Origin of the sequence: Tichowtungia aerotolerans (genome assembly GCF_009905215.1) — a bacterium.
In the GTDB taxonomy this organism is placed as follows: domain Bacteria; phylum Verrucomicrobiota; class Kiritimatiellia; order Kiritimatiellales; family Tichowtungiaceae; genus Tichowtungia; species Tichowtungia aerotolerans.
In genome coordinates, this window is the sequence record NZ_CP047593.1 from 3,366,872 (window position 1) to 3,380,549 (window position 13,678).

Below are 13,678 nucleotides of genomic sequence, written 5' to 3' on the forward strand. Positions count from 1 at the left end.
TAAGCAAAACCGGTCAAGAGGAAACACGGAGCATTATCTGCTTTCCCACTCTTCGGAAACTCCAGTCCCCCTCTTTTCCCAATCTCTGGCAAACCGTTACTTCGCAAACGGCGGCGTGGCGACTGATGGCTGGACCGGCTTCAGTCCACGCTTCGCAGCTTCATCCGCGTAGCGTTTTTGCCACGGCGGCGAATAGTTGATGCCCATCCGGTCGAGATCCTCGAGCGACCGGTAGTCACGGGTTACGCAGAATGGATCCGGAGTGGGCGGAAGCTCAAAACAGAATGCCGCCGCACGCATCACCATGCGTTGAATACGACGGGCAAACTTTTCAGCATCATCGGTTTGCAGCGGATGCGCATTCACGATGCCGATACCGCTTTCCGGATACACCTTCAAATGCTCATCATGAGGCAAATCGGCGAGTACAATAAAGGTGATGTCACTTTCACTTTTGGCTTTTTCGGCGGCTTTTTCCAACGTTTGGAAATCCTTTGGTCCGGCCAGCGACTGATTTTCTTCAGTCCGCACCCGCACATGCAGTTCTTTTTCAGCAAATGCCCGGACTCTTTCCAGCAGTTCTGCGTTCACCGCACCGGCATTTACAATGTTTATAGCCTTTTCCTGCGCAGTTGTGGCGCATCCGGTTGTCAAAAAAAGTAATCCACTTAAAAACAAGATAATCTTACGCATTAAAAACTCCTTTTATCTGTGAAACACGATTAGTATTCTGATGTTTTTACGACACAAATTACAAACCTGTTTTATGCCCGTTTTCAAATACATTGCCCGAGATACAAAAGGCACGCGGGTCGACGGCACCTTAACGGCCGCCGATCGCAACAGTGCTATGCGAATGCTGCAGCAATCGGGGCACACCCCGCTTTCCCTGACTCAAACGGCAGAAGAAACAGCCGCGAAAGGCGGATCTTCGAAAAAATTCCGGTTGAATTTCACGCTTTCGACCGGCCGGGCCAGTCGCTTGAAACCGCGGGCCATGCTGCTGTTCACTCGCGAGATGGCCGACCTCCTGGCCTCCGGCATGACGCTTGGCCGCGCGCTGCACACCCTCGCCCGCCGCGACTCCGAACCGATCTATAACATGATTGTCTCACGGTTGCGCGATGAAGTGGTTCAGGGAAGCTCCCTTTCAGATGCCCTGAAAATCTACCCGGAAACCTTTCCGCAGCTCTACGTGAGCATGGTTCGCGCCGGGGAAGCCGGAGGAGCTCTTGCCGATGCCCTAACCAGCCTTTGTACTCATTACGAGCGCGTACAGGACGCCCGCAATAAAATTGTATCCGCCATGGTCTATCCGTCCATCATTCTGACTTTCGGCATTCTCTCTGTCATCGGACTCATGATCGGCATCATTCCAAAATTCGCCATCATTTTTGAGGATCTCGGCGGCACCATGCCCCTGCCCACCCGTATCCTGATGACCATCAGCAGCGGAATGATCCGTTACGGCTGGCTTATGATTCTCATTCTGATCGGTCTGGGAATGGCGTTTCGCCGTTTCTTACGCACCGAAGACGGACGGAAATGGCTGGATAACCGCCAATTGAAAATGCCGGTGGTTTCAAAAATTGCCCGGGCAAACGCGTTCGCCCATTTTGCCCGAACGCTGGAAACCCTGATCCGCAACGGTGTACCGATCTTAAAAGCGCTGACTATTTCCAGTGAAACAGTTGGAAACAGCGTGATTGCCGCTGAAATCGCAGATGTGCGCACCCGTGTTACCGATGGGTCCAGTATTGCCGGTCCGTTGGCTGCCGGAGGCGTATTTCCTCCTCTTCTAACTGATATGCTGGCCGTCGGAGAGGAAACCGGAGATCTTCCCGGCGCCCTTTCCCAGATTGCTCGGCGCTACGACGAAGAACTTGACTTTAGTATTAAACTGTTAACGACTGTCATGGAGCCAGTGCTGATTCTCAGCATGGGGCTCCTGATCGGATTTGTAGCCATCAGCATGCTGATGGCAGTGTTCGATCTGACCAGTGGTCTGAGCGCCTAAAAAACGAAAGGAGATCCAATGAACAACCGTAGATCAAAAGAAGCTTTTACACTCATCGAAATCATGCTCGTAGTCGTGATTATCGGGATCATCGTCGGTATCGCTGCTCCAAAAATCAGCGGCAAGTTTGGCAAAGCACAGAATGTAGCTGCGCGCGCCAGCCTCAAAGCGGTCGAGGGAGCGATTCAAAGTTATGAAATGGACAACCTGCGCCTGCCGGATACTCTGGAAGATCTGACCAAACAGAAAGACGGCAACGGCCCTTACCTCAAACCCAGTGAACTGATGGACCCATGGAGCCAGAAATACAAATACACCAAAGGCGGCTCTCACGGCATTGGCTTTGACCTGTCTACGACGTCTCCGGATGGAACAGAATTCAACAACTGGGATTAAGGAGAATGGGATGGTGGAATAACGGAGTAATGGAGTAATGGAAAACAGCAGTCCGATGTTCCCGCATTCCGATACTCCGCTCTCTCGCGGATTTACACTAATTGAAGTGATGCTGGTGGTGGTGATTATTCTGATCGCCGCCGGCATGGCCGTTCCAATGCTCAGCGGATCTTCGGACGCGGCACAAATGCGTGATGCTGTGCGCTCGACCATTCGACTCTCACGCTACGCCCGCAGCATGGCAATCCTGAACCAGGCCGACTGTACGCTGTCGTTTTCCACGAACCGCATAACACTGGCCGGAACAGAAGGAACGCTCGCAGAGCGCCGGATCTCGGACAAGATTACCATTGCGGATTTCGAAAATCTGGCGAAAGAAGACCGCCGGGACACCGACGAGGATGAAGAAGGAAAGAAAGTGATCTTTTATCCAACCGGAATGAACGACGGGTTTGAAGTAACTCTGGAAGACGAAGACGGCCGCAGTCACACCATCAAATGCAACCCCATTACCGGCAAAGTAACCACAGACGAGGATTAATGATTTTCGGGAGACAGGGATTAATCATGCAACGGCTTTTTCCAACGTTTGGAAAAACACCCGTGCATTTTTCCGGGGTTTGGAAACGCTGTGCCAAATCTAAAACCGGCATGACCCTCATTGAGGTGATGCTGGCGATCGTCATCCTTGGCATTGGCGCCGGAATCCTTTTGGTGGCCATATCGCGCTGTATGGCAGTGGCCACAAAAGCCCAGCATTACAGCCGCGCACATCGACTGCTGTTCCAGGTTGAAGCCGAAAACCCAATTACTCGCGGGGAGATTGACGAAGGCACTGAATCCGGCACTTTTGACGACGGCTACAGCTGGGAACGGGAAATCACCGAAAGCGAAGACGAAGGCCGCGAAGGCCTCTATACGATTCGTACGAGAATCACATGGTCTACCCGCGGACACAATGCGTTCGAAGAAGTTCAGCAATATCTGTATATCCCCCTGGATAAGGATGAGCTGAAAGCACGGAGGGGCTACTGATGCACCGCCGCGGTTTTACCCTGCTCGAAATTATGGTGGCCATCGTGATCCTTTCGATCGCCATGACCGTGGCGTGGCAGACCTTTTCCTCTGCAACCCGCTCCTGGACATCCGCCCGACGGCTGATGGATGAAACGCATCACGGAGACTTTGTGCTGACCCAGCTGACCGCCGCCCTGCGCTCGATGGCGTTCTTTGATTCTCTGCCCGAACAGTACGGCTTTCGCATGGAACGCAACCGCGATGGTGAATACGGAGAGCATTCCATCAGCTGGGTCACCGCCAGCAAGGCATTCCTGCCCAAAGGAACCGAGTTCGATCACGGAATGCACCGAATCGAGGTCGGCGCAGGCGAAGACGACGACGGCAATGACGGCCTGCTGGTCACTGTCTGGCGGCACATTGCCGATGAAGATGATGATGTTGAGAAACAAAGCTGGGTTGTCAGTGACGTCATCAAAGGCCTCGGCTGCGCGGTATATAACGTGAAAGACGAAAAATGGGACGAAGAATGGGAGGAAACCAACGCCATCCCCGGCCTCATTGAAATCACCCTCTACGCCGACCCGAAAGAAGAAGGAGACGACCCGATCGAATACCGACAGCTCATCGAAATCCCGCTCGGCCCGCCCGTCACCAACGAAGTGGATGCTGCGTCGCAATGAACCCAGAACCGAATTTGATTGTGAATACCGAAAGCAAAAAAGAATTGAGCAAAAAACGTAAATCCGGCGTAGCGCTGATTATCGTCATGTGGGTTTTGGTGCTGGTCGCGATGATCGTCAGTTCGTTTGCGTTTGAGATGAAACTGGAATCTCAGATTATCACCGCTCAGCGCAAGCGCCTGAAAGCCGATTATCTGGCCCTGTCCGGCGTGGAACTGGCAAAGGTGATGCTCGTGTTTGAAGAAGATCCGCTGGAGGGGGACGATGTTATTTATGATGATCCATGGCTCGCAAAAGCTGCTCAGCTGAGTGAAGGCGTCCCCGTGAGCGTGGAAGAAGAAATGGGCGGCGGCGTCATTAAGCTGAATATTAATTTTGAAGAAGGTCAGCGGGGAATCAGCAGCCTGAGCGACGATGAGTGGAAAGAACTGTTCGAGCAGACCGGAGTCCCGGCTGCCTACAGTTCCGAGTTGCTCGGCTGCCTTAAGGACTGGCAGGACGAAAACGACCTGCACGAGCTTAACGGAGCAGAGTCTGACGATTCGTTTTATCGGGATCGGGGCTATAAGTGTAAGAACGCCCCGATCGACACGGTCGACGAACTGCTGCTGATTAAGGGCTGGACTGAAGAAATTGTATACGGAACGCCGACCAACAAGCTTGATGAGACAGAATATCCAATGCTCGGAATCGCTGAGTTTCTGACTACCTGGGGCGAGGGAAAAGTGAACCCGAACAGTGCCAGCGAAGAGGTTCTGCGCAGCATGTATCTCAGCGAAGACGTCATTGAAGCCATTATGGAAATGCGACTGGGCCCGGACGGCGAAGCCGGAACCGATGATGACGGACTGACCGAAGAGGATTTCAATCAACTGGGGCTCGATCCAGAAAAGTTCACCCTGACACCGGAATTCGCAAAAATCACATCGGTTGGCGAGGTCGATGGAATCACGGCACAAATCTCTTCGGTTTTTAGACTCGGCGAAGAGGAGCCGACTCCTCTATTCTGGCTGGAAGAACGTTAATCATGTTAATCAGTACACACACAACCGGAATTCATTACACTGACGAAATTGTCGAGTGGGCTGTATTGCGTAAGAACCGCGCAGGCACGGAAAAAATACTCGAAGGAGCTCACCCGGTTCCGGAAGGTTTTTTTGATCAGGAGGACGCTCCGCTTTTTCCCTCCGAAGTGCTGGAGCACAGCCGCAAGGAGTTTAAGGGAATCGTAACCGTATCCCTGCCCTCTGCACACCTGCTGATGCGCGTACTGGAACTGCCGTCGTCCGACCCGGACGAACTTCGCAGCATGGTGGAGCTTCAGATGGATCGGGTTTCCCCCTTCCCTTTGGAGCAAATGGCTGTTTCCTACGAAGTGCTCAAGCAGAACGAAGAACACTCCCGGGTTCTTGCCATTGCCGCCCAACGCAACACGATTGATCGCCTGGGAGATCTTTTTAAAGAACAGAACGTATACATCCGCAGTCTGGATGCTGAGATTCTGGCATGGTGGAGCCTGCTGATTGCTCACGGCGATGTTCCCTGTCAAGGCCGGGTGCTTCTGATTCTTGAAGAACACACTGAATTTTCGATGATCGTGGTCGATCACGGTGTGCCGGTCTGTTTTCGGTCCCTGGAGCTTTTTCACAACTATACGGATGAAAAAGTAGTCGGCGAGATCATTGAAGACATCCAGCACACGCTGTTGTCGCTCGAAACAGAGTATCAGGAAAACAACCGGTGTCTGACCGAGGTCTGGAGCCAATCGGAACTGCCGAAAACGCTCATTGAAGGACTGCGTTCCATTTCTCCCCGAGGTGTCAACCAGCATGATCTGGGCTCCCTGCCCTCCCTTGCGGAAGGGCTTGCTTTGCGCTCCGCAGAACGGGGAGTACATCATGCAGAGCTGGTTCCTCGGGAATGGGTGGACCTGCAGCGCCGCCGGCAGATCATGAAAATCACCACGGTTGCATCCATTGCGGTGCTCAGTGTATGGATAGCAGTCATTTCCATCACAGGAACAATCTTTGCGGTACAGAAGTCGGCTGCGAATAGCGTCCGCAAAGAGGCGGCTCTGTACGCAGAACCGGCCCGGGCGGCACAGGATGCGCGTGCCGAAAAGGAATCGCTCGAAAAATATGCAGACCGCACCCATTCCGTTTTAGAGGGGTTGCTGGAAGTGACCCAACTTCTTCCGGAGTCTCTGGAGCTCAACTCGTTTGATTACACAAAAGGCAAGGCGATTCATCTGCGAGGATCCGGCCCGCGAACCGAACCGATCTATGACTATTTCCAGAAACTGGGCGCATCCCGCCAGTTTAAAGCCATTAAGGATGAAAAACAGAGCATGCAGATTAAACAGGGCCAGCGCCAGGAAGGATTCTCGGTTACCGTCCTGCTTCCGGAAATCGCTGCCACGGAGGACTCGCCATGAAAATCTCACGGCGCGAAATGCTCATAGGAATCCTGACCTTGTTTATAGCACTGTTCGGCCTCACATACTGGCTGGGCGGTTCCAGGATTGCTGAACACAAAGCAATCATTGAGGAAAAGGAAAAGCTGCTGCGGCAGATCCAGTTGCACAAACGGATTATCGCCGAACAGGGCAGCTGGACAAACCGGCTGAGCGAACTGCAATCCCAGCTTCCGGTTTACGACCGCAAGGTATCGGTTACCGGTGAAATTCTCAAAGAGATCAAAAGCATGGCTGACGGCACCGGCCTGGATCTCACGAAAAGCCGGGCTAACCGTGAAAAACAGGTCGGGACCCTCTACGAGCTAAGCGTGATCTGTGACTGGGAAGGCGAACTCGAAGAACTTGTCCGTTTTCTCTATCAGGTCAACGAACAGGGCTTACGGTTCGATATTCGAGAGTTGTCCGTGCGCCCTGACGCCAAGCGCGCCGGAATTCTGCGCGGCGACATGATTATTGACTGTGCTTATCGCCGCAGTGACGAAGCAGCCTCTGCAAATTGAAATAATGGATGATTTGTGCTAATTTGAACGACTTCTAACCTGGGACGAACTAAATGAAAAAGCGAATTGTTTACGGATTCATAGCCGGCCTGCTGGCATGCACAGCCCTTCTTTTGGATGCGCAACAGGCACCGTCAATGGCACCAACAATCCAACCGAAACCGCAGCCGCCACAAAAAGACGAGCAGCTCTTCTCTCAGAGCTTTGCGGATTCACCGTTGGAAATGCTGGTGGATTTCTACAATGAATGGGTCGGCCGCACGCTCATTATCCAGGCCGACCTTTCACCGACCATCAGCCTGAAATTCAGCAAGCTCACCAAAAAAGAAGCCATGCAGGCCATCGAAACGGTTCTGGCCATGAACGGTGTAGCGCTCGTTCCGATGGGCGAAAAGTTTCTGAAGGTCGTTCCCATCGACAGCGCCCGTCAGGAAGGCATGTCTATTAAACCCTTTGACCCGGAAGAAAGCTATGTTCCGGCCGATCAGCTCATTTCGCAAATCATCCCCTTACGCTACGTGGTCTTTACCGATGTTCAGGCCGTTGTCCAGCACCTGATCCACGGCTATGGAAAAATCCAGTCGCTTGAGCGCATCAACAGCATTCTGATCACCGATACCTCTGCAAACATCGCCCGAATCGTTGAAGTCCTCGCGATGCTCGACCAGCCACTCGAACAGATCGAACCGCGGATCTATCAGCTCAACCACGCCAAAGCCGACGACATTGCCTCCAAACTGAAAGAACTGGTGGAAGCCGCCCAGCCGAGTACCACCAAGCAGGAAGTTGTTGCGGCTGCCAGAACAATTCCCGGCGTCATTCGCGCCCCGACAACCAAAACGGTTGCGGTGCCCGGCAGCTCCGCCGGCGATGAAACCCAGATGATTCAGGGAGAAGTCAAATTTGTCTCCGACGAACGCACCAACATCCTCATTGTCTTTTCTAAACAGGCGAATTTTGATTTTTTTGACCGCATCATCAAAGTGCTCGATGTCCCGGTTGACCCGGAAGTTGTCGTGGAGACGATCAATCTCGAATATGCCGAAGCTTCAGAAATCTCCGGTATCCTGAACGAGTTTGTCGGAGCCGCTCAGGCGGATGAAGAAACCAAAAAAGCCCAGACCGGCGATACCGCGGAATCCGGAAGCAGCCGCAGCCTCAACGATGTCGTTGCCCAGCGTGCGTCCGCCAAGCGCGAAATCAGCGCTGCCGCTAAAACCGCCATCGGTCGCCTCTCCGAAGATACAAAAATCCTTTCCGACGAACGCACCAACTCGCTCCTGCTTATGGGAAACAAAGGCGATGTCGAAGCCCTCAAATCCGTTATCGCCAGGCTCGACGTCATGCTCCAGCAGGTTATGATCGAAGCCGTAATTATTAGTGTTGGGCTCGATGATTCGATTCAAAGTGGAATTCAGTGGGTCTACCAAAATCAACCTGGATACGGTGATGTTCGGTATAAAAAAGAAATCCGGGATGTAACAACTTATGACAATAACAATAATCCAATTATTACTCCCACTGTCTTTGAAGTTCCGGAGTATGTTGAAGGAAAGCTAAACAGAACCGGTTTTGATGCGGATGACCTAGCAGATAATATGGTTGGTGGAGCTCTAACTTATTATGGATTATTTCCAGAGATAAACTTAGAGACCATTATCAGTGCAGCGAAATCTGACAGCAATGCGAGGGTCCTTTCCACTCCTGTTGTCTTAACTACAGACAACACAGAAGCAACGATTACCATTGCGGATGAACGCCCGGTCATCACTTCCTCGATCAACAGCGGCAGCAGTTCCGTCAACAACGGCTACAGCGCACGCGCCACCTATGAATACAAAACCATCGGGATTGACCTGACGGTCACGCCGCGCATCAACCCGAAAAACTTTGTATTGATGGAAATCAATCAGTCGGCGGACGACGTTGGCGGCAACGTAACCGTGGATGGCAACGAAGTGCCGATTATTCAAAAACGCGAAATTACGGCCACCGTAGGAGTCAAAGATAAAGAAACAATTATTCTTGGAGGACTGGTTCGCAAGTCCAACTCCGAAAGCGCCACTAAAATTCCGCTGCTGGGGGACATTCCGCTGCTGGGCTGGCTTTTCAGCTCACACAGCAAATCGGATGACCGCCAGGAGCTGGTTGTCCTTCTTACACCCTACGTGTTGAACAATCCGGAAGAAGCGCAGGCTGAAACGATCCGCCGGTTTGAATCCAGTGATTCGAAAAACAGCGAATGGCCACGCGGCTGGTCGCTCAGCGAACTCGCCAACGATGAGCCGGAAAAAGAGGAATGGAAAACCGGCAAAAAAGCCGAAGGCGGTGAATCGGAATAATTCGGCCGAGACCCGGCAACCAACAGCCTCGCTCCGTTTCTGCGAGGATTGGCTCTGTGAGCCAATCCTGACAACGTAATGCAACCTCATTACCCTATCCGAAAAACTTCAGAATTGCCGGCGCAAGCTGATCGATCCGCTCCAACGGCCGAAAACGATCCGGTTGCGAAAGATACAGAGGAACCGGGTTAACGGTGTGGCTTCGAACAGTCATGTCCTCAATATTCCCGTGGTCACTGGTAACGATCAGCTGGCCATCGAAACTCCACAGTTCGGAGAAGAAACAATCCAGTTTTTCCAGGGTTTTAAAAACCAGATGCTTATCGCCGCGGTGTCCGGCGTGATCGGTCTGGAAAAATTCAAACAACGTAAAGTCATGATCGTTGGCTACATCGATCAGATGTTTTCCCGCCTCTTCCGGAGTTATCAGCGGTCCGTCGTATCCGCGTTCGGCCCTGATCTTCTCGCGGGTTAGATCGTGGCAGACCGCACGGTTCGCCAGCAGATCTGCTTTGCCGCGCACACCGCCGAGCGCGGCCAGAGTGGCCACGGTGGTCACTGATTCGCGACGCGGCGGGATGTGTGCCACATCGTCCAGCCAGTAAGCATTGGCGAATGTGCAGGCTTTTCCTGCCCTGAGCAGGCCGGAAAACACGTTGTGCTCCTGCACCAGGGTTTTCAGCCGCGGCGGAGGAAAGCCTTCGATGTGCCGTCCCATCAGCTTGGGAGCGTTAAGGCCGGTTAAGAGAGCCGCCTGCCCGGTTGCGCTTTGCGGCAGCCCCGGGACTCCAAGCTGTGCATCCAAAGGAACCGATGAGTTCAGCATTTTTCCAAGGTTTGGAAAATAACTGCGATCCGCCAGTGGATTGACAGCAGGATCATCGGAGCCGAGGCCGAAACCATCGATAAATACAAATAATACCTTCTGTTTCATAATGCTTAGTTTTAGTCTTACTCCGAATCATTATATCGGCCAATCGATTAAGAGGAGAACCGCAAATGAAATTCATTGAGCTCGCAAGACAACGCGTCAGTATTCGTTCCTATTCCGACCGGGTTGTCAGTCAAAAAATGCTGAATGAGGTGCTGGAGGCCGGACAGATGGCTCCAACTGCCTGCAATTATCAGCCCTTCCAGTTTGTCGTTGTGAAAGAAACGGAAAACCTGAAGGCCCTCGCGGAGGCGTATCCTGCGGATTGGTTTGCTGAAGCTCCGATAGTGATTGCAATCTGTACGCAGCCCAAACAGGCCTGGCACCGAAAAAAACACGATAATCGATGCTACGCCGATGTCGATGCCGCGATTGCGGCTGATCACATGACGCTGGCAGCTGCAGATTTGGGGCTTGGCACGTGCTGGATCGGTGCCTTTGATCCTAAAAAGGTCCGGAAAGTACTGCAGGTTCCCCGCAGCGCAGAACCGCTGATTTTGTTAACACTCGGGCATCCCAATGAAACGGGACGCCCCAAACAGCGCAAGCCGATGAATGAACTGGTGCGGCTTGAGAACTGGAACAACGAATGATTGGTATACTGATTTTAAAACTGATGGTGCTGGCGATTCTGGTTTATGCCGGTGCAGTCATCTTCATGTGGGTTCGACAGGATCGTTTTCTGTTCAAGCCGAATCATTGGGAGCCCCTGCCGGAGTTCGAAAAATACCGATGGGATCGGGAAGTTAACGGCGTAAAGCTTCAGGGATGGTTTCTGGATAAAGGCTGTGATAAAACCGTCATCTATCACGGAGGAAATGCCGAAGACCTCGCCGGACACTGCGACGTTCTTTTCCAGGGGTTAACAACCAACGCCCTGCTCGTGAACTACCGAGGTTACGGACAAAGCGAAGGCCGGCCGGCGGAAAAGGACATGATCGCCGACTGCATCGCAGTGCTTGATCTGTTCTGTAAAGAAAAAGCGGTTCCCTTTTCTTCCATCTTCCTGATGGGACGCAGCCTCGGCAGCGGAGTGTCGGTTCAGGTCGCGGCGGCCCGCCCTGAGGTCGCCGGGGTCATTCTGGTGACTCCGTACGAAAGCATTGCCGCCATCGCCCGCTTTCAGTATCCGTGGCTGCCGATCGAACGACTGCTCCATCATCCTTTCCAATCCATTGACTTTGCTCCGGCTCTAAAATTGCCGGCGCTGGTTCTGCTTGCCGAATTTGATGAAGTGATTCCGGTTGAAAGCGGGCTCAGGCTGGGCAGCGCCTGGGGCGGACCAAAAGAAATCATCACCCTGCCCACCGGGCATATGGACATTAATGAACATCCGGATTACTTCACCGCCATCAACCGGTTTGTGAAATAATTCCCGCGCAAAGCCGCAGAGGAGCAAAGAGTTGCTTATTCTTCGAGACCGTTAACCGCCCGAACAATTCCATCTTTCATTAAAACCGCGCCAAAATTGAGCAGCAGTCCCAATTTAAGTCCAGTAAGCCGGAGATAGGTTTGGAGTTGCTTGCGATGAACAGCAGTCACTGCCTCCACTGACTTTAGCTCCAGAATAACTTTTCTTTCGATAATGATGTCAGCACGGAAACCTTCATCAAACTGAACTCCGTCATACACAATGGGAACAGCAACTTGCCTTTGAACTGACAGCCTGCGGCGCTCTAGTTCCCGGGTAAGAACAATTTCATAAACAGATTCCAGCAACCCCGGTCCCAGCGCTCGATGAACTTTTACAGCAGCATCAACGACTTCTTTAGAAATGTCATTTTCACTCATGATGCCTCCATGTCTAACCCAAATAACTCAGCTTAGCGCCTTTGCGGCTTTGCGCGAGAACTTTTCCCGGGGGTCAAAGCAGTAATCATTCCGGCGAGAATAAAAATTCCGGCCAGGATTTCCGGTGTGCTGAATTTCTCATCGAGAATCAGCCACGCAAAAAAGGCCGCGGCGAACGGTTTCAGGAAAAACGCCATGGATCCAGTCCCGGCGCCGACGTGGCCGATTCCATGAATATACAGGAAGTAGCCAATTGCTGTGCCAAAGATCGCCAGGTAAACGGTACCGAACCAATCGACGGCTCCATATTCCGAAAAAGGAACGCCCTCCAGAGTAAAAGCGATTGGGAGAAGAATGACGCCGCCGATCAGGGATGCCAACGTGATGATTGTCAGCGCGCCGTAACGAGGAATGATCTTTTTGGAAAAGACCGTATACAAAGCAAAGGCCAGAGTCGCTGCCGCCATGATCAGAATTCCCTGAAGGCCCACTCCGTCGGCCCGATCTTTTGCCAACGCTCCCACGCCGGTCAGGCAAAGCAGTACGGCACCCAATTTGCGCAGAGTAATCTTTTCAGAAAGCATCAGCGCGGCAAACAAGACAACAAAGACCGGATTGCAGCTGAAGATCAATGCGGCAATATTGGCCGGCAGAAACATGATTCCGAGATGAAACAGACTGGCCATCAGCGTAACGCCAACCAGTCCGACCCCGAAAAGAACCATCCAGTCCCGCAGTCCGATTCTGACATTTCGCCGGCGCAGTTCTGAACGGGCGGGTGCGGCCAGTACAAGACCGGTAATCACAAAGCGAAAGCAGGCCAGCCAGAATGGATTGCTTCCAGCGATGCCGTCACCGATCTGCATTAACTTGGAAGCCACTTCGACCGTACTGAACAGTAAAACTCCCAGAATCAGAGCTGTCAGACCGATTCCGGAGGAACGCTCCGGCCCGCTCATTTTGCGCCTTTGTTCTGCTTTACAAGGGTCTTCAGCTTTCCGGCCTTGAGAATCTTTTCAACGGGCGTCATGTGATCGACCAGCAACACTCCGTTCAGATGGTCATTTTCATGCTGAATCGCACGGGCAAGCAATCCTTTCGCATTCAAAGTCTGTTCGTTACCGTCTCGATCCAGATAACGCAAAACAACTTCCTTAGGACGGGTTACTGAAACCTGAATTCCCGGGAAGCTCAGACAGCCCTCATCCATCACGTCGGTTTCTTCAGATGCTCCAATAACTTCAGGGTTGAAAATTACCAGAGGCATTTTTACACCGGGATTCAGGGGCAGTCCCTCTTTGTCCTGATCCGCCCGCGCAGGAATATCCAGAATAAACAAAGCTTCAGTGCGGCCGATCTGTTCGGCCGCCAGACCGATGCCGTCTGCGGAATACATCAGCCCGAACATACGGTCAGCCAGCTTGCGCAGATCATCCGTTACCTCTGCTACCGGTTCGGCTTTTTTACGCAGGATCGGATTGCCATAGGTTGTAATTGGGTTTGCCATTTTTCTCCTCAGATTTTC

Annotated in this window: 16 protein-coding genes; 11 read left to right on the plus strand and 5 right to left on the minus strand. The window is 52.5% G+C overall.

Annotated elements, in window-relative coordinates; translation table 11 throughout:
• Positions 1-96 precede the first annotated feature (96 nt).
• Positions 97-693, minus strand: coding sequence for a hypothetical protein (locus GT409_RS13725; protein ID WP_160629629.1), 597 nt, complete (start codon positions 691-693; stop codon positions 97-99).
• A gap of 73 nt (positions 694-766) precedes the next feature.
• Here GT409_RS13725 and GT409_RS13730 point away from each other — a divergent pair, with 73 nt between their 5' ends.
• From GT409_RS13730 to gspD, 9 genes are all read left to right on the plus strand, one after another.
• A complete protein-coding gene (locus GT409_RS13730) occupies positions 767-2,017 on the plus strand; it encodes a type II secretion system F family protein (protein WP_160629630.1) in 1,251 nt (416 codons plus the stop codon).
• Positions 2,018-2,035: 18 nt separating this feature from the next.
• Positions 2,036-2,413: a type II secretion system protein GspG gene (locus tag GT409_RS13735; RefSeq protein WP_160630133.1), complete on the plus strand. Its 378-nt coding sequence runs from the start codon at positions 2,036-2,038 to the stop codon at positions 2,411-2,413.
• 37 nt (positions 2,414-2,450) lie between these two features.
• Positions 2,451-2,954 (plus strand): type II secretion system protein, encoded by a 504-nt coding sequence (locus GT409_RS13740; protein WP_160629631.1) that lies wholly within the window; start codon positions 2,451-2,453, stop codon positions 2,952-2,954.
• Positions 2,955-2,980: 26 nt separating this feature from the next.
• Complete coding sequence (locus GT409_RS13745) at positions 2,981-3,448, plus strand: type II secretion system protein (RefSeq protein ID WP_160629632.1); 468 nt, start codon at positions 2,981-2,983, stop codon at positions 3,446-3,448.
• Entirely contained in the window at positions 3,448-4,113 is a 666-nt protein-coding gene (locus tag GT409_RS13750; protein WP_160629633.1) for a prepilin-type N-terminal cleavage/methylation domain-containing protein, read from the plus strand. Before GT409_RS13745 ends, GT409_RS13750 begins: the two co-directional genes overlap by 1 nt.
• A gap of 44 nt (positions 4,114-4,157) precedes the next feature.
• On the plus strand, positions 4,158-5,138 hold the full coding sequence (locus GT409_RS13755) for a type II secretion system minor pseudopilin (RefSeq protein ID WP_160629634.1): 981 nt from the start codon (positions 4,158-4,160) through the stop codon (positions 5,136-5,138).
• 2 nt (positions 5,139-5,140) lie between these two features.
• Positions 5,141-6,547 (plus strand): pilus assembly protein PilM, encoded by a 1,407-nt coding sequence (gene pilM / locus GT409_RS13760; RefSeq protein WP_160629635.1) that lies wholly within the window; start codon positions 5,141-5,143, stop codon positions 6,545-6,547.
• A complete protein-coding gene (locus GT409_RS13765) occupies positions 6,544-7,089 on the plus strand; it encodes a hypothetical protein (protein WP_160629636.1) in 546 nt (181 codons plus the stop codon). Before pilM ends, GT409_RS13765 begins: the two co-directional genes overlap by 4 nt.
• Positions 7,090-7,226: 137 nt before the next feature.
• Complete coding sequence (gene gspD, locus GT409_RS13770) at positions 7,227-9,431, plus strand: type II secretion system secretin GspD (RefSeq protein ID WP_160629637.1); 2,205 nt, start codon at positions 7,227-7,229, stop codon at positions 9,429-9,431.
• A 94-nt stretch (positions 9,432-9,525) separates the two neighbouring features.
• Here the strand turns inward: gspD and GT409_RS13775 are convergent, their stop codons facing one another.
• The gene (locus tag GT409_RS13775; protein WP_160629638.1) at positions 9,526-10,365 is read right to left on the minus strand and encodes a hypothetical protein; all 840 of its coding nucleotides are present in this window, start codon (positions 10,363-10,365) and stop codon (positions 9,526-9,528) included.
• A 65-nt stretch (positions 10,366-10,430) separates the two neighbouring features.
• Here GT409_RS13775 and GT409_RS13780 point away from each other — a divergent pair, with 65 nt between their 5' ends.
• Together GT409_RS13780 and GT409_RS13785 are read left to right on the plus strand one after the other, a co-directional pair.
• On the plus strand, positions 10,431-10,955 hold the full coding sequence (locus tag GT409_RS13780; protein WP_160629639.1) for a nitroreductase family protein: 525 nt from the start codon (positions 10,431-10,433) through the stop codon (positions 10,953-10,955).
• Positions 10,952-11,734 carry an alpha/beta hydrolase gene (locus GT409_RS13785; RefSeq protein WP_160629640.1) on the plus strand — a complete coding sequence of 261 codons (783 nt, stop codon included), beginning with the start codon at positions 10,952-10,954 and terminating at the stop codon, positions 11,732-11,734. Before GT409_RS13780 ends, GT409_RS13785 begins: the two co-directional genes overlap by 4 nt.
• 35 nt (positions 11,735-11,769) lie before the next feature.
• Here the strand turns inward: GT409_RS13785 and GT409_RS13790 are convergent, their stop codons facing one another.
• From GT409_RS13790 to def, 3 genes are read right to left on the minus strand one after another with little or no spacing between them, the layout of a single operon-like run.
• Positions 11,770-12,153, minus strand: a complete 384-nt coding sequence (locus GT409_RS13790) for a GxxExxY protein (protein ID WP_160629641.1) — start codon at positions 12,151-12,153, stop codon at positions 11,770-11,772.
• Positions 12,154-12,185: 32 nt separating this feature from the next.
• On the minus strand, positions 12,186-13,112 hold the full coding sequence (locus GT409_RS13795; RefSeq protein ID WP_160629642.1) for a DMT family transporter: 927 nt from the start codon (positions 13,110-13,112) through the stop codon (positions 12,186-12,188).
• Positions 13,109-13,660 carry a peptide deformylase gene (def, locus tag GT409_RS13800; protein WP_160629643.1) on the minus strand — a complete coding sequence of 184 codons (552 nt, stop codon included), beginning with the start codon at positions 13,658-13,660 and terminating at the stop codon, positions 13,109-13,111. Before def ends, GT409_RS13795 begins: the two co-directional genes overlap by 4 nt.
• Positions 13,661-13,678 lie beyond the last annotated feature (18 nt).